Source organism: Halomonas sp. QHL1, from assembly GCF_001882345.1.
Classification (GTDB): domain Bacteria; phylum Pseudomonadota; class Gammaproteobacteria; order Pseudomonadales; family Halomonadaceae; genus Vreelandella.
On record NZ_MINL01000001.1, the window covers coordinates 1092897 to 1112594 of the forward strand.

Consider the following 19698-nt stretch of genomic DNA (forward strand, 5'->3'; position numbering starts at 1 on the left):
GAATAAATAGGGGGGTGAATTATCGCACAACAAAGACCTGGGGGAACCCTGCTTGGCGCAGTGTTTCTCGCGCCTGAGTCTCTTGCCCTGGCGTAATGGGCCCCACTTGGACACGATAAACGTCGGCGTCGCTCATAATACGCACCGCATGGGGCTGCTCACCTTCCAAACGCTGCTGTAATTGCTGGGCGCCTTCAGGATTACCTAGCGCCGCGATCTGTAGATACACCGCGTTACCTGTCTCGCCCTGACTAGACGGTGATTGCGACACTGGTGATGAAGGAGCAGGCACTGATGTTGCAGACACCTCTGGCTGAGCAGCTGCAAGCGAAGGGGATGAAGCAGCACGTGGCTCCTCTACCTGCCTAGCCTGCGTTGAAGCGCTGCCGCCTCTGCCGCGCTCGGCTAGCCACTGTTCAGGATTGATCGCTTCAACTTTAACAGACCCGGTACCGTTCTCAAGAAAGCCCAAGCGTGACGCTGCCGCGTAGGAGAGATCGATCTCCCGGTCGCTATGGAAGGGACCACGGTCATTGACCCTGACAATCACCGACTGCCCGTTATCTAAACTGGTGACCCGCGCAAATGTGGGCAGAGGCAACGAACGGTGCGCCGCCGACATTTTATACATGTCGTAGATTTCACCGTTTGACGTCGCGTAGCCATGAAATTTTTCGCCATACCAGGATGCCGTGCCACGTTTCTCATAGCCTGATGCATCAGGCAGCACGTGGTAAGTTTTACCCCATACTTCATAGCTAGAACGGTTGCCCGCACGGGACGGCTGCTCAATGCGCGGCTCTGCATCAGGCACCTTGGTAACATCCGGCGGCTCAAGTGGGTAGGCATCACCACTCATGGCATAGCGACCACCGCTGGTATTGGCTGACGTCGAATCAGGGGCCGCCGTTGGCTTACTGGGGCTGGCGGGCGCGTCTACCCGTTGAGTGCCATTGCTGGCACAGCCGCTGACCAGCGCTAACAAGGCGATTACGCCACCTACTCGCCGGGTCATCGTCAGTTTTCTATTCATGCCTCATCCTCATGCAGCTCAGCAATCGCTTCTGCCAACTCGGCTACGGCCATGGCATAGAGGTGGCTATGGTTGTAGCGGGTAATCACATAAAAATTATACTCGCCAAATCGATAACCAGTTTCCCCATCGGCAAATTCAAGCGCCAGCGGTACAACCAATAAATCACCATCGAGTGGTTCGCTGGGCTCAAACCCATGCGAAGCCAGCTGAGCAATGCTCAACTTGGGAGGTGACGTTTGATTAAATGAGAGTTCCTGCAGTAGCTCTAGGGGCAGTACGTCGGGCCCACTGGCCTGATGGTAAATATCAGCTCCCGGCTGCCAGCTATGCTCTGCAAAGTAGTTGGCGACGCTGCCAATCGCATCGACCGGATTCTCCCAAAGATCGCGACGCCCGTCGTCATCAAAATCCACGGCATAGGCTTGGTAACTGGTGGGTATAAACTGCGGGTAACCCATGGCTCCCGCATAGGAGCCACGTAGTTCGGTAGGATCGACCTGTTGCTCATAGGCGATCCGTAAAAAGGCCGCTAGTTCACCGCGGAAAAAGGCGCCCCTTGTTGGGTGGTGAAACGCCAGCGTAGCCAGTGAATCCAGCACGCGGTGCTGGCCTTTATGCCGACCATAGTAGGTTTCAACGCCAATAATGGCGGCAATAACCTCGACGGGTACGCCGTATGTGTTTTCAGCTCGTGCTAAAGCGTCGGCGTGGGCGTCGATAAATTCCGCGCCCTCTTCAATACGCTGCTGGGTCATAAAAATAGCCCGATACTCATGCCACTTAAGGCGGCGCTCTGCGGCTCCTTCCATCGCGTCTAACACGCTCTGGGTGTAATCCGCCTGCCCCAGCGCTTCTTCAAGCCACGCTTGGGGCAACCCTTGTTCCACCAGCTCTTCCATTAGCGCTTGGGTATCTGCATTCTGCTGGGGCGCAAAGTGCTGAGGAACAACGGCTTGAGATTCCCGTGAAGGCTGATCGGCAAACACCACGGGCGTTGCACAGCAAATCAGCGCGGCCAACACATAGCTGCTCGTCTTCCCTTGAACCTTGTTCATTGGCTCTCCACTCTTGAGCTATTCATTCCAGAATCATCCATGCCTGAGTTTTCCATTGCCGAGCAACAAGGTGTATGAACCAGGGCTAGCGCGACAGCAACCGGCGGTGAGCATGTATCGACATGAGAATACCGAAACCCGCTAACAAGGTCACGCTTGAGGTGCCACCGAAACTGACCAACGGCAGAGGCACACCCACCACGGGTAGAATGCCGCTCACCATCCCCATATTGACAAACACGTAGATAAAAAACGTTAAAATAATGCTGCCCGCAACCAAGCGACCAAATGTATCTTGTGCTGCGCTTGCCATCCACAAACCACGGCTCACAATCAATAGATACAGGCACAGCAACACTAACATACCGACCAACCCAAACTCTTCGCCGAGAACGGCAATAATGAAGTCCGTATGACGCTCAGGTAAAAACTCGAGCTGTGATTGCGTGCCTTGCAGCCAGCCCTTGCCCCATAACCCGCCACTGCCTATGGCCGTGGTCGATTGGATGATGTTCCAACCAGCCCCCAGTGGGTCGCTTTCAGGGTTAAGAAACGTCAATACCCGCTGGCGCTGGTAGTTATGCATATTCATCCAGAGGAGGGGCACCCCCGCGGCTCCCAGCGCTGCAATAAATCCGATCAAACGCCACGACAAGCCTGCCAACAGCACCACAATCAGAGCTGCACTGGACACCAGCAGTGAGGTTCCTAAATCGGGCTGGATCGCTGTTAGCACAACAGGAACGCCAATAATGACCGCACACACGGCAATATCACGCAGCCGCGGCGGTAGTTCGCAGCGATTAAGATAGGCTGCAACCATTAGCGGAGCCGCCAGCTTCATCATTTCCGAAGGCTGAAAACGAATCACACCAGGAATCACTAGCCAGCGCTTGGCGCCCATGCCCACATCGCCAACCACATCAACGGCAATCAGCATGGCAACACCGACGCCATAGGCCAGCGGCGCCCAGCGTAAAAAGGTAGACGGCGAAAATTGGGCAATAATCGCCATTCCTACCAGCGCGATACCAAAGCGCACGCCCTGGGCAATCACCACATCAATGGATTGCCCGGAAGCGCTGTAAAGAACGATTAAACCGCTCCCCATCAGCAGCAAGAGCAAGCCAAGCAGCCAGGGATCGATATGAATCCGCTCCCAAATACTTTTGCGCCGGGCGATGCCACTTTCTGGCGGACGCACAGGGTGGCCACGCATAGAACGGGCTATATAATGCCAAGGCATAGCTTAGTTACCCTCCACATTGGCATTATCTTCTTCTAACACTTCGCGCACTTCATCCACGTCGGGGGCATCATCCTCAAGTAACCAGGCATCGGTCATGGCGCGCGCCAAGTGAGCCGCGTGGGTACTGCCACCGCCAGCATTTTCAACAATCACAGACACGGCAATCTGGGGGTCCTCCAATGGCGCAAAGGCCATAAACAGCGCGTGATCACGTAGCCGCTCGGCCAGCTCATCGGCGTTGTAGCGCTGATCCTGCCCTAGCGAGAATACTTGTGCCGTGCCTGATTTACCGCCCATAGGGTACTCAAGACCCACACCGGTTCGACGGGCGGTGCCTTCACGGCCACTAATCACTTTTTCCATACCGCTGAATACCCTATCCCACCAGCTATCATTGGCTAGCTGAATATCATCTAAGGTATCTGGCAGATCGCGTGGAACGGGGGTTTCCCCAATCTGCCGGGCCAGTCTCGGCTTTACCCAGTGGCCACGATTGGCCAAGGTTGCCGTGGCGCTGGCGAGCTGAAGAGGCGTTACTTGCCAATAGCCTTGCCCGATCCCCACCGAGAGGGTTTCGCCGGGGTACCAGGGCTGGTTAAAGCGCCCGCGCTTCCAATCTCGCGAAGGCATTAAGGCGGTGCTTTCTCCTTGCACGTCGTGAGCAACGCGCTGGCCAAAGCCAAAATTACTCATTTGCTCATGCAAATTATCGATGCCCAGGTCGTGGGCCAAGGTGTAGTAATAAGTGTTATTAGAGACCGCAATGGAGCGCTCCATATCGACACGGCCATGCCCCCAACGCAGCCAGTTACGGTAGCGACGGGAATCATTGGGTAACTGAAAGTAACCGGGGTCATTAATGGTGCTGTCCGGGGTGATCACGCCCTCCACCAAGCCCGCCAGGGCAAGAAAAGGCTTGATCGTAGAGCCTGGTGGATAGTGTCCGCGAATAGCGCGGTTAAACAGCGGTAGGTCAAGGTCCTCCTGCAAGCCACGGTAAGAGGCAACGTCAATTCCAGTGACAAACTGGTTACTGTCAAACCCTGGGGTCGACACCATTGCAAGTATCTCGCCTGTTGCTGGCACAATGGCCACGATAGAGCCGCGACGGCCATCCAGCAGTTCATAGGCCAGCATCTGCATGGACTTGTCTAACGTTAAGGTCAGATTCGCCCCCGGCACGGGGTCGGTGCGGCCAAGCTCCCGCAATACCCGACCGCGGGCGTTCGTTTCTACTTTGCGCAAGCCTGCCTGACCGTGCAGCTCCTCTTCGTAAAAACGCTCAATACCGGTTTTACCGATAAAGTGGGTACCCGCGTAACGGCCCGCATCCAGCGCTTCCATCTCTTCAGCGTTAATACGGCCCACATAGCCCAAGGCGTGCGCCATTATTTCAGCATCCGGGTAGTAACGCAGTGGCTGGGCCTCAATCTCAACGCCAGGCAGGCGGTGTCGGTTAACCGCCAAACGAGCAATTTGCGCTTCGCTTAGATCACTGGTGAGTAACGCAGGCTGGAAGGGACGCTGGCGTTGGCGCGAGCGCACATTGAACGCCTCTATCTCTTCTTCAGGTAGCTCAAGCAGCTCTACCAACAGCGCCAGGGTTTCGTCCAGGTTATCGACACGTTCGCGAACCAGCGTGAGGTTATAGGTTGGGCGGTTTTCAGCCAGCAGCACGCCGTTACGATCATAGATCAAGCCGCGGTTAGGCGGCAGCGGCTCGACACGCACCCGGTTATTTTCGGAGCGTGTGCTGTACATATCATGCTGAACGATCTGTAAATAAACTAAGCGCCCCGCTAGTAAGCTAGCAAGCGTCAACACCACTAATACCGCGAGCAGCGCTCTAACACGGAAAATACGCAGTTCTTGCTCGGAGTTTTTTAGCGTGTTGGGGCGCTTGAGCATGGCAACGGTGACTCTCAAATCAAACAATCAAATCAAACAAAGGAGCAGCAGGCCCAACAGTGATCGCTCACCATCTCAGTTAGCCGTTAGCGGTGATAAGGGTGACCTATCAATAATGTCCAGGCGCGGTAAAGCTGCTCGGCCAGCATAATCCGCACCAGCGGGTGAGGCAGCGTCAGCGGGGAGATTGACCACTTTTTATCTGCCATCGCAGATAGCGATGGCTCAAGACCATCCGGCCCACCCACAAGCAAGACAATATCACGCCCGGCCATGCGCCAGGCGTCGGCTTCTTGTGCCAGCTGTTCGGTGGTCCAAGGCTTACCTTTGACTTCCAGTGCTACCACGTATTCGTCGCCACGCAGCTTGTCGCGAATACGCTGCGCCTCCTGGGCGCGCGCTTTGGCGATATCTGCGTTTTTGCCACGCTGACCGAGGGCAATTTCTTCTATCTCGAGATTAAAATCTCTCGGTAGCCGCTTGCGGTAAGTGTCGACGCCCTCTTCTACCCATCCAGGCATTTTGCTTCCCACCGCCAACAGCCGGATCCTCATGACATGCCGGCTCGCTCTTGAAAGCGTTCAAGGGACTCGCCAATGGCACCCGAGTCACTCGGCAGATCGGCCCACAGCCGCTCTAAGTCATAAAGGACACGTGCCTCGGGCATCATCACGTGGACAACAACATCGCCCAGGTCGACCAGCACCCAGTCTGCGTTATCGCCACCTTCAACGCCCAGAGGCCCAAGCCCTGCAGCCTTGGCTTTTTCCACGACGTTTTGCGCCAGCGCAGCCACATGGCGTGTCGAAGTGCCACTGGCAATCAGCATGAGGTCGGTGACCTCGGTTAGTTTGGCAACATCCAACTGCGTAATGTCACGTGCTTTCAGTTCTTCTAGCGCGTCAACCGCTAGATTTTTCAATGTATCGATGTGCATGACTCCTAAAGACAACCTTATTGGTTAATCGGTCAATAAAGCCCGCCATTGTAACGGCTTCTTTGATGACTGCCAGCGCTATTCGCGCTGTCGATAAAGACCGTCCTGCTCAATGGCTCGTTCAACAGGGTCTGGCAGCAAATAGCGCACGCTTTTCCCTGCTTCCAAACGCTCGCGAATATAAGTCGCGGAGATGGCCATTAGCGATGGCAATTCCAGCGGCAGATAGCCACCACAGGGCCTCTGCATCAATGCTTCTACGCTATCGACTCTGCGATGCTCCACCAGTTCCATTAATGATGCCGGTAACGGATCGCTATAGCCTGGCCTGGCAATCACCACTAGGTGAGCAAGCTCAAACAATCGCTCTGGCTGGTGCCACTGGGTGAGCCGTAGAAAAGCATCAAAACCAATCGCCATCACCAAACGTGCCTGACCACCGACCTCGGCGCGCAGCTCGGCCAGCGTGTCGGCGCTGTAAGAGGGCCCTTCACGCCGCAGCTCGCGGTCATCGGCGACCAGCCCAGAAGTGTCACCGATGCCCGCGGCTAACAGCTCAAAACGCTGCTGCGCGGAAACCTGAGGCCGACCGCGTAACGGCGGCTGTTGGGCGGGTATCATATGCAGCCGGTCAAGCGACAGCGCCTCACGCAACTCTACCGCGCTGCGCAAGTGACCTAAATGAACAGGGTCAAAGGTGCCGCCCAACATGCCGATACGTTGCTCAGCTTGACTCATGCCACCACCCTATTGACGCACCTGACCGTCACCGAATACCACGTATTTCTGCGTGGTTAGGCCCTCTAACCCAACAGGCCCCCGGGCGTGAAGCTTGTCGGTGGAAATCCCAATCTCGGCGCCTAACCCGTACTCAAATCCATCTGCAAAGCGGGTCGAGGCATTCACAATCACCGAGCTGGAATCGACTTCCGCCATAAAGCGGCGGGCGAGTGAATAATCCTGGGTGACAATCGCATCAGTGTGGTGAGAGCCGTAGTGCTCAATGTGAGCAATCGCCTCATCGATACCATCGACTACTTTGATTGCCAGCACTGGTGCCAAATACTCAGCATACCAATCTGCTTCTTCGGCTGCTCCGGCCTGGGGCAGCAGTGCCTGTGTGCGCTGACAACCACGCAGCTCGACCTCGTATTCGGCATAAGCGCGGGCCAACTCCGGCAGTAGCAGGTCAGCAATCGGCGCATCTACCAGCAACGTTTCCATAGTATTGCAGGTGCCATAGCGATGGGTTTTCGCATTAACGGCGATGGCTAACGCTTTGGCGGGATCAGCGGTGGTATCGATGTATACATGGCAAACGCCGTCGAGGTGCTTGATGACCGGTACGCGCGCGTCACGACTGATACGCTCAATCAGCGACTTTCCACCGCGCGGTATAATCACATCGACATATTCCGGCATGCTGATCATTTCACCCACCGCCGCACGATCAGTGGTTGCGACCACCTGTACGCTTCCCGCAGGTAGACCCACATCAGCTAATCCTGCTTGAATACAGGTGCTAATGGCGGCATTTGACTGGCTGGCTTCCGAACCACCACGCAAAATACAAGCGTTGCCCGATTTCAAACATAGGCTAGCGGCTTCCAGGGTCACATTCGGTCGTGACTCGTAAATAATCCCAATAACGCCCAGCGGCACGCGCATTTTGCCCACTTGGATACCGCTAGGCCGATAGCGCATATCGCTAACTTCGCCCACCGGGTCGGGCAAGCCCGCTACCTGGTGCAGCCCTTCGATCATGGCGTCGATACGTGCATCATTTAGGGCTAAACGGTCTAGCAGAGCGCTCTCAAGACCATTCTGACGGCCACGCTGTAAATCATCAGCATTGGCATCTAGTATCGGACCGCGCGCTTCTGCCAACCGGTGCGCCATGGCCATCAGAGCGCGGTTTTTCAACCCTGAATCCGCCCGGCGCAGTTCGCTGGCCGCGCGCCGCGCCGCCTGCCCCAAGGCCTGCATATAGGCTGGCACATTCCCAGCAGACAAGTGCTGATCGGCCTCGTCTCGGAACGGTGTTGAAACGCTCATAGTGTCTCCGTACGGAAGGGTGCTTTCATTTTTTTGATAAGTCGAGTGTAGCCGTTTCACACGTTTTGCTTATATTACGGCATTTCGCCGTTATACTAAGGAAGTTTAAGGCACTAATGTGTGTCGTGTTCGCTTATTATCCTACAATTACTTTACTTGATGAGATACATCTGGTTATTCAGGACAAATAGTAAGTCACCATGCAAAGTAAGTACAAAATCCGCCTGCTACGTGCCAACCTTTTAGCCGCTGCTGTCGCCTTGGCATTATGGACACCGGCTACCCCTCCCGCTGCGGCCCTAGTGCTGTGGCTATCAGTCGGCTGGCTATTCATCACAGCTCTAATACTTGATTTTAGCCACCGCCACTCGCGGGGACTGCCATGGCAAATTGTGCCTGGCGCGCTGCTGTTGGGTTTAATTGCCGCCGCGCCAGAGCGACATAGCATTTTAATCTGGGCGTGGGCCGCGATGCTGATGCTGCCACAAAATAATTGGGTAGCCGCTTTCAATCTCAGCGCTGCACTGATTAGCGCTGTGATGGTAGCGCCTCTATTGGACGCGCCGGCGTTTATTCTGCTGATTTGTTCACTGTTGGTACTGGGCCTGCTTGCCTTATCAAGAGCCCAGCAACTTATTGATATGAACGGCTCCATTCGCCAGCGCCTGCGGTTGATTCCAGGCCTTAACCTATGGGCCGGTGAGCAACTACTGCGCGACATCAGCCGAGAACAAACGCGCTGTGAGCGTGAAGGTGTTCACGCGGAACTATTTATTCTGCACGTAAAACGCCACCAGCTGTGGCCAACGGCGCAAAAATTGTGTGAGCTGACCTATGATTTTGAGAACGTTTACCGCTTAAGTAGCACAACGCTGGTGACGTTGATTCTTGCGCGTTCACCTAAAGAAGCCTCGCAACGACGCAGCCGACTGCTCGCCGACTTACCCGACAATATCACCAGTGAGCACCTTGAACTAATTGATATCGAACCGGCAACGCTTTCGGTGTTTGAGATCAGCAAACTACCGGCTGAACGAGTGCGGGAGACGATATGATTGAGCACCACATTCCCAAGCGGTTGATGACGCTCGCCTATACCGCCAGCGTTGCGCTGATGGCAGGCTACGCGCTATGGCTTTACGCCATGGGAGATTACCGCGACCTGTTAATCCCCACCTTTATGACCATGCTGCTTATGTCAGCCCTACTAATGCATATCGGGCAAGGGGTTAAAAGCTACCTACCGCGCATTATTCTACTTTGCGGTACTTACTCTGTAGTGCTGGGCGCTTTCTACTATCAGCCTCAGGTATCGCCTATTTGGCTAGGTTTGCCCATTACCGCTGCTTTTGTACTGCTACCGCTATGGGCCGCATTACTGATCAATATCGTCGTTGGGCCATTGTGGTGGCTGCTCCCCTCGGTCGCCTCTGCACCACCGGCCATTATCGTGGGCTACGCTGCCCTAACGCTGTTGCTAGCCCTCCCACGCTGGGAACACGCCCGTCGCCGGGCGCTCCTGCGCGCCACTGACCCCAACGACAGCGACTGCAATGCATACCACATTGATACGCTAAAAGAGCGCTTACACAGCGAGTTCCAACGCGCTGCCATGCTCAATCAGCAACTGGCGGTGCTGGTTCTGCATCTGCCCCAGCTGGATATGGCAGAAGAGCAGTTTGGCCATCGCGCACAATCGGCACTGCTGGGGGCGCTGTGCGGTGAGGTGAATAGCCGTTGTCGCGACCATGACGTGCTTGGCCGCGCGGACAGTGCCACTTTTTGGCTTGTACTACCTGACACTAGTGAAAGCGGCGCTCTGTTAGTGCGCGAGCGCTTGCAAAGAGCACTCTCACAGCGTGTATTAGTAGAAACCGGCCAATTAGAAGCGCGAATAGCGGCCTGCTTGCCCAGCCGAACAGAGTCCTTTGAACATTATATCAAGCGCCTGGAATCACGCGGCGCGGCCCTCGCCAACGTCTAGCCTCCCCTTTTCAATGCCTCCTAACTGACGCTGGAGTACGCTGTGCCGATAGCCGATATGCTCCAATGGTTAACGCCATCGCCGCCGCTACTCATCTGTCTGGTGTTGGTGATTGCATTAGTAGAATCACTTGCCCTAGTGGGGTTACTGGTACCCGGAGTTGTGTTGGTCACTACCGCTGCTTCCCTTGCGGGGCACCAGGATATTGACTTGGCTTGGTTAATTGGCGCCGCCTTTATAGGCGCTGTTTTAGGTGATGGGATTAGTTTTTCACTGGGCTTTAAGCACCGAGAGCAGGTTACACAGAGATGGCCTCTGTCCCAGCACCCCGAATGGTTAGGTCGCGGGGCGCGATTCTTTGAGCGCTATGGCATATGGTCGGTGTTTATCGGCCGCTTTGTCGGCCCAGTGCGGCCCATTATTCCGCTGGTAGCAGGCATGATGCGGATGCCACCGCGAACTTTTATTTGGGCCAACGTAACCTCTGCGACGCTGTGGGCACCTGCCTATATACTGCCAGGCTACTTGCTGGGGCGTACCTGGCAGCACCATTTGGATATACCGCCGGGGTTAGAGAATGCCTTACTCATACTCGCGGCGATTATTGTCGTTCTCGCAGTGATTTTCTCATGGGGTCGACAGCAGGCGACAAGGCATGGCCGACTTTACCGGGCAATTGCCGGAAGCATTCGCCGCGTGCCGCTGCTACGCAGGCCATGGCTAGCCATGAGCCAAACCGGTGATGTTCCATTGGCTTCACTACTGCTGCTGGTAATAGCGCTAGGCAGTCTGTCTGGATGGACATTGCTGGTTATCACCCACCATGGTCCGCTGGAAATGGATCTGTTCATTCAGCAATTATCCTCCCAGTTGCAGAGTGATCTTGTTTACCTTGTGGGGAATATTTTTGCGCGAATCGGCGACACCTTGGGCATTATCGCCTTAACGCTACCTTGGGCGGCGTGGATGTTGGTGAGTAAGAGATGGGAGGTGTTGCTGCACTGGTGTGGTGCCTTTACCGGCGTCGCCCTGCTAAACATTGCGGGTAAAGGGCTGTTTGGGCGCGCTCGCCCAGATACACCGGACTACTTGATGGGGTCGTTCTCCTACCCTAGTGCCCATACGTCGACCGCCGTGGTGCTCGTTGGCCTTACAGCGGCGTTCGTTGCGGCCGAGATGCCCCGACAAAAACGCTTTTGGATATACTGGATAGCGCTTACGCTTGCGCTGCCTATGGCGCTTTCCCGCCTGGTGGTGGGCGTGCACTGGTTCAGTGACTTGGTGGGAGGTGCATTACTCGGCTTGGTCGTCTGTGCCCTCACGCTGCTGCACTGGCAGCAACAGCCCCGCCCTCCTATGCGCCCCTGCCCGTGGCTTCTGCTCAGTGTGGCATCGCTGGTGCTTATCAGCGCTCGCGTCGGCTTCTTGCCGCCGGTTTAGCTTTAAATTGACACCCCTTTAACCAAGGGCTAGCCACAGACCTACCCCAATCATCAGCGTTCCAGCGATGCGATTCAGTAGCCGAACATTGCCGCTTTTACCGAGCACATTGCGTAGCGTTTTGCCGCCGGTGGCGTAGACCAGCATGCTGGCAAACTCAATGGTCAAAATGACCGCGATCAGCAGACTGAGCTGCCCCGGCAATGGGCGACTACTATCCAAAAACGGCGGTAGCAGTACCATAAAAAATGCCCACCCTTTGGGATTTGCCACCGCGGTAACAAAGCCTTGCATAGCTAGCTGTAGGCGGCTTGCGGGCGGGCCCGCATCTAGCTCACTGGGAATCGCCATGCGTCCACGTGAGCGCCACATCATGATGCCCAAATAACCCAGGTAAGCGCCACCCACCCACTTAAACAGCGCAAACAGCTCTGGTTGACGCAGCATCAATGCGGCCACACCCGCGCCTGCGGCGGCAGCCACTAAGCCAACGCCCAGCAGCTCGCCTATCATCATCCACAGTGTACGTTTAACGCCTTGGGTCATCCCCAGCACCATGGCGAGGGTCATGCACATACCGGGGGTCAGCGAAACAAACAGAAACGTTGGTACAAAAACCGACAGCGTGGCCCACGACATCATAGATCAGTCACCCTTATCTCCAACTTCACCCCAACGAGGCACCAGCGAATGCTCGATCCCTAACTGGTTGAGGATACGCGCCACAATAAAATCAATCAGATCATCAATGCTTTGCGGGCAGTGATAAAAGCCTGGGGCTGCCGGTAAGATGACCACACCCAAGCGGCTCAATGCCAGCATGTGCTCCAAGTGAATCGGTGAAAACGGACTTTCCCGCGGCACCAGCACCAGCGTTCGGCGCTCTTTAATCGCCACATCCGCCGCCCGCTCAATCAAGTTATTGCTGGCGCCCGTTGCAACGGCCGAAAGCGTCCCCGTTGAACACGGGCACACCACCATGGCAGAGGGCGCACCCGAACCTGATGCCACCGGCGCCATCCAGTCTTCGCGGCCAAAGCAGCGAATCTGACCGGGCCGCGCTCCACTACGCTCACTCAGCGCCTCGACTAAGCGCTGGGGCTGGGCGGGCAGCTCAATATCGGTTTCCGTGGCAATCACCATGTGCGCGGCTTTCGAAATCATGACCCACACTTCATGACCTGCGGCGACCAATACATCGATCAAGCGCAAGCCGTATTGAGCCCCTGATGCGCCGGTGAGCGCCACGGTAATCGGCTTTTTGAACGCTACGTCAGCTCTATCCGTCACGCTTTACCCTCCTTGGCGGCGGCTAACGCGGCGAGCAAGCGTTCATGCACGCCCTCAAAGCCACCGTTGGACATCACCACAATACGGTCTAGCGGTGAAGCTTGTGTGACCACTGCCGCCACCAGCGAATCGATATCGCTAAACAGCTGGGCATGCGCCCCTTGCGTGGCGACTAGCTCGTCCATCGACCAGTCGAGCCCGGCGGGCTGAAACCAAAAAACGCCATCAGCGTCAGCCACGCTCTCGATTAACCGCTCGCGCAGAGCACCTAAACGCATGGTATTGGAGCGCGGCTCGATGACCGCCAGCAGGCGTCCTTTCGTGGTGGCCGCCCGTAGCCCTTTGAGCGTCGCGGCAATCGCCGTGGGGTGGTGGGCGAAATCATCGATTACCTGAATGCCATTGATTTCGCCGCGCACTTCCTGGCGCCTTCTGGGTGTTTCAAAACGCGCCAGCGCCGCACAGCCACGGGCTAGATCAACCCCACACAAATGCGCCGCCGCCAGCGCTGCCAACGCATTGCGGGCGTTATGCTCGCCGGTCAGCGCCCACTCAACGACCCCGTCTTCATCTTGGCCATTTGTATCCTGACCAGGCTCACTACCGCTATAAATCACCTGGAAACGACTGGCGTCGTCGCGCTCTAATTTCAGCTGCCACTCGCTCGCATCCTGATCACCAAAGTGCGCTACCGGTGTCCAAACGCCCTGGCTCAACACACGTTCAAGGGCGGGCTGCTCATCAGCAACTAATAGGTGCCCCTGGCTTGGCACGGTGCGCACAAGGTGGTGGAACTGGCGCTCAATAGCGGCCAGGTCGGGGAAGATATCGGCGTGGTCAAACTCAAGATTGTTGAGTATGGCGATATGCGGACGGTAGTGAACAAACTTGGAACGTTTATCGAAGAACGCCGTGTCGTACTCGTCAGCTTCCACAACAAACGGCGCTTGCGGATCACCCAAGCGCGCCGACACGCCAAAATTACGCGGCACGCCACCAATCAAAAACCCTGCCGCTAAGCCAGCACTCTCCAACAGCCAAGCCAATACGCTTGCGGTGGTGGTTTTTCCGTGAGTACCCGCCACGGCAATAACGCGTCGGCCGGGCAGCACATGCTCCGCCAACCACTGCGCCCCTGAGGTATACGGCAGGCCGCTATTGAGTAGCGCCTCAACCTCTTCATTGCCCCGTGACAAGGCGTTGCCCACCACGACAAGATCCGGCGCTGGCGAAAGGTGCTCGGCGTGGTAGCCCTCCATTAAGGTGATGCCCGCATCAACCAACTGGGTGCTCATAGGTGGGTAAACATTCTGATCGGAGCCACTCACCTGGTGCCCCATTTCACGCGCCAGCAGTGCTAGGCTACCCATAAAGGTGCCGCAAATACCCATAATATGCAGATGCATGGCTATCGCCCCGTTAATCGCCAGTAAACTATTTTACTAAAAGCCAAAAAATGGCGTAAAAATAACTAAATGGTTTAAAAATAGCTAAGCAGCCTAGCATGTTGACTCTATTTGCTCATCTACTCATCGCCATAAACGCTGATGAAGCGCCCCCCAAGTGACAAATCCCTTTAGTTGTTGCAGGATGCGGCCACTGTTTATTAACAATGACTATCTCTTTCTTCCAACTCGTCACGTTGATGTAAGCCAACACATCAGCATAGGAGCCTATCGATGCGCATTTTAATTCGCTATTTTTTCCGCGGCCTTCGCTTGGTGCTCGCCCCGGTCATGCTGATTTCCGAGAAGCTCTCCACACCTAAGTCAGTAGAGCGAACGCCTGAAGAGCAAGCCAAGGTAGATCAAGAGTGCCAGAACCTCGCGCTGTACCAATTTCGCACCTGCCCTTTTTGCATCAAGGTGCGCAAAGAGATCGCGCGGCTGGGTTTAAACATTGAGGTACGTGATGCTCAACTTGATCCTGCGCATAAGCAGGCGCTCTTGGAAGGGGGCGGCAAAGTCAAAGTGCCCTGCTTGAGAATCACCCACGACGATGGGCGTGAAGAGTGGATGTACGAATCTGACACCATCAATGCCTGGCTGCACCAGCAGTTTGCTTAAGCGCTTTTGATGGGCATGGATAGTCACTTAGGACTTTTCACCAGGTCGGCGAAAGTCGACCTGGGGGATTAGAACTCTATTTTTTGCGCCTCCACATCGAACGTCACATCAATCTCAATACCCTCCTCCTGGCTTGGCGGTTCGCCTAGCTCGACTTGCAGTCCCAGCACCCCCTCTATCTTGCCAGCGACATGAACCGTTTGGCTGGAGCGTTCATAGCGAGTTAGCGTTACTACCACTTCTCCGCCTTCAGAAGTGAATAGCGGCGGGGAAATAGACGCCCCAATCGAGTAAAGCACCACCGAATTGAGCAACTGCTCTTCGTTCACGGTCAGGCTAATCGTAAGCGCCTCTTCGCCTTCCCACACCTCATCGTCAACAGAGCCCGTGATATCGATATTGATATCGTCGCCTAACTCTACGAATGAAGCATTTGAGTCACTGCCATGACTTAAAATAAACCACTCGCGTTGCTCACCATCCAACGACCCCACTATTTCAGGGGTTGGTTGGTCCGCGTGCTCTGTGGCATTACTACTGACAGGTAGCCAAAAAGCGATCAGCGTTATTCCAATTTGTTTCCACATAAGGCTTTTTCTTCCTGTTAGGGCTATCTTTTTACTTACGACTTTCGTCTTAAATAACGCCCTCCGCGTGCCGCTATTAGCCCCATCATTCAGTAGACGAATGATGCCTGTCATTATTTCGATTGTATGACGCGATAGGCACTCTCTATGTTGTAAGCCTAGGTTGTACGCTTGTTTTGTAAATAGGCTTACCAACTGACCGTGTCTGTTTTGCTGACGCTTTCCGGCTTGATAAGGGTGCTTATAGCCTAGAAAACGGTGGTAAAACGAACAATAAACAATGATCTAAGGGAACGATAATGACGCTCAAGAAAACCTTACTGGCTTCCGTTATTGGTGCAGTGGTTGCGGGTACAACGTTGCTGCCGATGACCGCAAGTGCTGAAACACTACGCATTGGCTACGCTGCTGACCCTGAAACTCTCGATATCCATGAGCAGCTTTCTGGCGGCATGCTGCGCTTCTCTCACCTAGCGTTTGACCCGCTGGTACGCTGGACGAAAGATTTTGAGTTTGAACCACGCTTAGCCACCGAGTGGGAGCAGGTCGACGAAACCACCATGCGCATGACCTTGCGGGAAGGCGTTACTTTCCACTCTGGCAACGAACTTACTGCCGAAGATGTGGTTTGGACCATTGAGCGTCTGAAAGAGAGCCCTGACTATCGTGCTATTTTTGAGCCGGTTGCCAGCGCCGAAGCCGTTGACGACTACACCGTTGAGATTGTCACCAGCGAACCTTACCCGCTGCTACTCAACCTAGCTACCTACATCTTCCCGATGGATAGCAAATTCTATAGCGGCGAAACCGACGAAGGCAGCGACAAAGCTGAAATCGTCAAAGCCGGTAACTCCTATGCTTCGCGCAATGTTTCCGGTACCGGCCCGTTTATAATCACCGACCGCCGCCAAGGGGTCCGCGTTGACTTCAAACGTTTTGAAGATTACTGGGATACTGAAAGCGAAGGCAACGTTACCGATATCGTACTGACTCCTATCGCTGAAAACGCTTCACGAGTGGCTGCTCTGCTCTCCGGTGGCGTCGACTTTATTGATGCCGTACCGCCCAACGATCTGGATCGCGTAAGTGAAGCAGATGGTGTTAATCTTATTGAGATTGACGGTACGCGTATCATTGGCTTCCAGATGAACGAAGAGCGTGTTGAAGCCTTCCAGGATGCCCGCGTTCGCCAAGCGGTTGATTTGGCTATTAATCAGGAAGCCATTGCTGACCGCCTCATGCGCGGCTTTGCTAACCCAGCCGGGCAATTTTCACCGGAGGGTTACTCAGGCCATAACCCAGATTTAACGCCGCGCTACGACATTGAACGCGCCAAAGAGCTGATGGCCGAAGCGGGCTACGAAGAGGGCTTCAGCGTTGAAATGATCGCCCCGAATAACCGTTACGTGAACGATGCCCAGATTGCCCAAGCCGTCTCGAACATGCTGGCCCAAATCAACATTAACGTTGAACTGCGCACTATGCCGCTAGCCCAGTACTGGCCTGAGTACGATACTCGCCAATCCGATATGGCGATGATTGGCTGGCACGCCGATACTGAAGATAGCGCTAACTTCTTCCAATACCTCACTTTCTGCTTCGATGAAGAGACCGGTGCTGGCCAATACAACTACGGTAGCTACTGCAACGAAGAGATTGACACACTGGTAACTGAGGCGGATAGCGAAACCGACCTTGAAAAGCGCAACGAAATGCTGCGTGAAGCCGAAGCGATGCTCTATGAAGACACTGGTTTCATCATGTTGCATTGGCAGAACCTGGCTTATGCCGCGGCGGACGGAGTCGAAGCAGAGCCCATTGTCAACGCCATTGACTTCCCCTACCTGGGTGACCTGGTCATTAATCGCAGCGACGACTAAGTATTTACATCGCTGATTATTTGCGCAGCGTTAAATCAAAAGAGTCACTGCAGCGTTAACAGCCAGCAAGTAAACCGCAAGGATGCTTCGCTCCCTAAGCGTTTTTAGGGGGCGAAGCCTTTTGTTTGGCGGTTTGTGTCCGAGAGAACTCTGCATAACATGCCCCTACTTCCTTTGATGAACCCTTCACATAGGTGGCGTACGCCATGATTGCCTTTTTAATCAAGCGGCTGATGCACGCGATTTTGGTGATGTTTGTCATCAGCGTGCTGGCCTTCGCCATTCAGGATAACCTGGGTGACCCCGTACAGCAGATGGTTGGCCAGTCGGTGCCAGAGAGCGAGCGTGAAGAGATTCGCGAACGCTTTGGCCTCAATGACCCCTTCCTGGTGCAGTACGCTCGTTTTGCTAAAAACGCCGTACAAGGCGATTTCGGCTACTCCTACTTCTATCGCGAACCGGCGTTAGAAGTGATTGCCCGCCACTTACCCGCCACCCTGGAGCTGGTATTTGCCGCGACGTTGATTATTGTGCTGTTTTCAGTCCCCATAGGGGTGTATAGCGCTATCAAACCGCGCTCACCGATTTCACGCCTGTTTATGGGTATATCGATTATCGGCATCTCGATTCCGGTGTTCTTGACCGCAATCGTACTGATTCAAATTTTCGCCATCGGCGTCACCGTCACGCTGTTCCCCGAAAGTACCGGCTGGGGCGCATGGCTGAACGACTTCTTCTCCACCGAAGGCAATATGCCCTCCTTCGGCCGTGGCTATGACCTCGTCAATGTGGTGGGCAACTGGGACACCAATCTGGCAACCTGGAACGGTTTGCAGCATCTAGTGCTACCGGCGGTCTCATTGGCCTCCATTATGCTACCGCTGTTTATCCGCCTGATTCGTGCCGAAATGATGGAAGTCCTGCAGTCAGAGTACGTCAAGTATGCCCGCGCGAAAGGCATCTCTATGCGCCGGGTCTATTTCGTTCACGCGCTCAAAAACACCATGCTACCGGTGATTACCGTGGGCGGCGTGCAGATCGGCACTATGGTGGCCTACACCATTTTGACCGAGACCGTTTTCCAATGGCCCGGCATGGGTTTGATGTTTTTGGATGCGATTAACCGCGCCGATATACCGCTGATTGTGACCTACCTGATGATCGTCGGCGTTATTTTTGTAGTCACCAATACGATTGTGGATCTGATCTACGGTCTGGTGAACCCCACCGTTAAACTGACTGGGAAGCCCGCATGAGCATCACAAACAATTCCTCCCCTGCGAGCGCTTCACCCAGCCGCTGGGAACGTCTGCGCGACTCCTATATCTGGTACAGCTTCAAACGCGATTATACCGCCCAGCTCTGCTTGGCCGTGTTTATTTGCATGGTCATCGCTGCCTTTGCCTCACCGCTGCTGGCGCCCACGAATCCTTATGACCTCTCCCAGATCGATATAATGGCATCCGAGTTACCGCCCTTCTGGATTGATGGCGCCGATGACCGTTACGCCTTGGGCACCGACGCCCAGGGGCGCGATTTGTGGTCAGTTGTGCTTTATGGCACCCGTGTTTCGCTGCTGATCGGCTTCGGCGCGGTTATTTTGCAGGCTCTGCTAGGGGTCACCTTCGGCCTAATGGCGGGGTATCTGGGCGGTCGTGTTGATACTATTTTAATGCGCCTGGCGGACATTCAGCTCTCATTCTCGACGCTAATGGTCGCTATCGTAGTGGGCGCTTTGGTTAAAGCGACCATGGGCAGCGCTTTCTATAGCCAGTACGCGGTGATGATGCTGATCCTGATTATCGGCCTGGCCGAATGGCCCCAGTATGCCCGTACCGTGCGCGCCTCTGTGCTGGCAGAGAAAAACAAAGAGTACGTTGACGCCGCCCGCGTAATGGGGCTGCGCAGCAAACGGATTATGTTCCGCCACGTGCTGCCCAACACCATGTCACCGATCTTTGTTATCTCTACCGTGCAGATCGCCAACGCGATTATCTCTGAAGCGGCGCTGTCGTTTCTGGGACTGGGAATGCCGGAAACGCACCCGTCGCTTGGCTCATTGATTAAATCAGGCTTTGACTACATCCAGTCCGGTTCCTGGTGGATCACCTTGATCCCGGGTGCAGTTCTGGTGGTGTTGGTGCTGTCGATCAATCTACTTGGCGATTGGCTGCGTGATGTCATGAACCCACGACTCTATAAAGGCTGAGG

The 19698-nt window shown here is 55.0% G+C and carries 19 protein-coding genes; 7 read left to right on the top strand and 12 right to left on the bottom strand.

What is annotated here, in order from left to right; translation table 11 throughout:
• Positions 1 to 19 precede the first annotated feature (19 nt).
• From QHL1GM_RS04965 to QHL1GM_RS05000, 8 genes are all read right to left on the bottom strand, one after another.
• Positions 20 to 1033 carry a septal ring lytic transglycosylase RlpA family protein gene (locus QHL1GM_RS04965; RefSeq protein WP_071693476.1) on the bottom strand — a complete coding sequence of 338 codons (1014 nt, stop codon included), beginning with the start codon at positions 1031 to 1033 and terminating at the stop codon, positions 20 to 22.
• Positions 1030 to 2091 (bottom strand): lytic murein transglycosylase B, encoded by a 1062-nt coding sequence (gene mltB, locus QHL1GM_RS04970; RefSeq protein ID WP_071693477.1) that lies wholly within the window; start codon positions 2089 to 2091, stop codon positions 1030 to 1032. Before mltB ends, QHL1GM_RS04965 begins: the two co-directional genes overlap by 4 nt.
• An 85-nt stretch (positions 2092 to 2176) precedes the next feature.
• Positions 2177 to 3337, bottom strand: a complete 1161-nt coding sequence (gene rodA / locus QHL1GM_RS04975; protein ID WP_071693478.1) for a rod shape-determining protein RodA — start codon at positions 3335 to 3337, stop codon at positions 2177 to 2179.
• Positions 3338 to 3340: 3 nt separating this feature from the next.
• The gene (gene mrdA, locus QHL1GM_RS04980) at positions 3341 to 5248 is read right to left on the bottom strand and encodes a penicillin-binding protein 2 (RefSeq protein WP_071693479.1); all 1908 of its coding nucleotides are present in this window, start codon (positions 5246 to 5248) and stop codon (positions 3341 to 3343) included.
• Positions 5249 to 5334: 86 nt separating this feature from the next.
• A complete protein-coding gene (gene rlmH, locus QHL1GM_RS04985) occupies positions 5335 to 5802 on the bottom strand; it encodes a 23S rRNA (pseudouridine(1915)-N(3))-methyltransferase RlmH (RefSeq protein WP_040480586.1) in 468 nt (155 codons plus the stop codon).
• Positions 5799 to 6185: a ribosome silencing factor gene (gene rsfS / locus QHL1GM_RS04990; RefSeq protein WP_071693480.1), complete on the bottom strand. Its 387-nt coding sequence runs from the start codon at positions 6183 to 6185 to the stop codon at positions 5799 to 5801. The genes rlmH and rsfS overlap by 4 nt, the downstream gene beginning before the upstream one ends.
• A 78-nt stretch (positions 6186 to 6263) precedes the next feature.
• Positions 6264 to 6923 (bottom strand): nicotinate-nucleotide adenylyltransferase, encoded by a 660-nt coding sequence (gene nadD / locus QHL1GM_RS04995; RefSeq protein WP_071693481.1) that lies wholly within the window; start codon positions 6921 to 6923, stop codon positions 6264 to 6266.
• 9 nt (positions 6924 to 6932) lie between these two features.
• Positions 6933 to 8240, bottom strand: coding sequence for a glutamate-5-semialdehyde dehydrogenase (locus QHL1GM_RS05000; RefSeq protein ID WP_071693482.1), 1308 nt, complete (start codon positions 8238 to 8240; stop codon positions 6933 to 6935).
• A 200-nt stretch (positions 8241 to 8440) separates the two neighbouring features.
• On the opposite strand from QHL1GM_RS05000, the gene QHL1GM_RS05005 reads away from it, so the two are divergent.
• The 3 genes from QHL1GM_RS05005 to QHL1GM_RS05015 are packed head-to-tail and all read left to right on the top strand — an operon-like array spanning position 8441 to position 11664.
• Entirely contained in the window at positions 8441 to 9295 is an 855-nt protein-coding gene (locus tag QHL1GM_RS05005) for a hypothetical protein (RefSeq protein ID WP_071693483.1), read from the top strand.
• Positions 9292 to 10224: a diguanylate cyclase gene (locus tag QHL1GM_RS05010; RefSeq protein ID WP_071693484.1), complete on the top strand. Its 933-nt coding sequence runs from the start codon at positions 9292 to 9294 to the stop codon at positions 10222 to 10224. The genes QHL1GM_RS05005 and QHL1GM_RS05010 overlap by 4 nt, the downstream gene beginning before the upstream one ends.
• Positions 10225 to 10266: 42 nt before the next feature.
• Positions 10267 to 11664 (top strand): bifunctional DedA family/phosphatase PAP2 family protein, encoded by a 1398-nt coding sequence (locus tag QHL1GM_RS05015; protein WP_071693485.1) that lies wholly within the window; start codon positions 10267 to 10269, stop codon positions 11662 to 11664.
• 18 nt (positions 11665 to 11682) lie between these two features.
• Here QHL1GM_RS05015 and QHL1GM_RS05020 read toward each other — a convergent pair whose 3' ends face one another.
• The 3 genes from QHL1GM_RS05020 to mpl are packed head-to-tail and all read right to left on the bottom strand — an operon-like array spanning position 11683 to position 14360.
• Positions 11683 to 12306: a LysE family translocator gene (locus QHL1GM_RS05020; protein ID WP_175540352.1), complete on the bottom strand. Its 624-nt coding sequence runs from the start codon at positions 12304 to 12306 to the stop codon at positions 11683 to 11685.
• Between the two features lie 3 nt (positions 12307 to 12309).
• Positions 12310 to 12954, bottom strand: coding sequence for a flavin prenyltransferase UbiX (locus QHL1GM_RS05025; protein WP_071693486.1), 645 nt, complete (start codon positions 12952 to 12954; stop codon positions 12310 to 12312).
• The gene (gene mpl, locus QHL1GM_RS05030) at positions 12951 to 14360 is read right to left on the bottom strand and encodes a UDP-N-acetylmuramate:L-alanyl-gamma-D-glutamyl-meso-diaminopimelate ligase (protein ID WP_071693487.1); all 1410 of its coding nucleotides are present in this window, start codon (positions 14358 to 14360) and stop codon (positions 12951 to 12953) included. The genes QHL1GM_RS05025 and mpl overlap by 4 nt, the downstream gene beginning before the upstream one ends.
• A 273-nt stretch (positions 14361 to 14633) precedes the next feature.
• On the opposite strand from mpl, the gene QHL1GM_RS05035 reads away from it, so the two are divergent.
• Entirely contained in the window at positions 14634 to 15020 is a 387-nt protein-coding gene (locus tag QHL1GM_RS05035) for a glutaredoxin (protein ID WP_071693488.1), read from the top strand.
• Positions 15021 to 15088: 68 nt separating this feature from the next.
• On the opposite strand, the gene QHL1GM_RS05040 is transcribed toward QHL1GM_RS05035, so the two are convergent.
• Positions 15089 to 15607 (bottom strand): hypothetical protein, encoded by a 519-nt coding sequence (locus QHL1GM_RS05040; RefSeq protein ID WP_071693489.1) that lies wholly within the window; start codon positions 15605 to 15607, stop codon positions 15089 to 15091.
• Between the two features lie 299 nt (positions 15608 to 15906).
• Between QHL1GM_RS05040 and QHL1GM_RS05045 the strand changes: the two genes are divergently transcribed.
• From QHL1GM_RS05045 to QHL1GM_RS05055, 3 genes are all read left to right on the top strand, one after another.
• Positions 15907 to 17487, top strand: coding sequence for an ABC transporter substrate-binding protein (locus QHL1GM_RS05045; protein WP_071693490.1), 1581 nt, complete (start codon positions 15907 to 15909; stop codon positions 17485 to 17487).
• A 206-nt stretch (positions 17488 to 17693) separates the two neighbouring features.
• Positions 17694 to 18743 (top strand): ABC transporter permease, encoded by a 1050-nt coding sequence (locus QHL1GM_RS05050; RefSeq protein ID WP_071693491.1) that lies wholly within the window; start codon positions 17694 to 17696, stop codon positions 18741 to 18743.
• Complete coding sequence (locus QHL1GM_RS05055) at positions 18740 to 19696, top strand: ABC transporter permease (protein WP_071693492.1); 957 nt, start codon at positions 18740 to 18742, stop codon at positions 19694 to 19696. Before QHL1GM_RS05050 ends, QHL1GM_RS05055 begins: the two co-directional genes overlap by 4 nt.
• Positions 19697 to 19698: the final 2 nt, after the last annotated feature.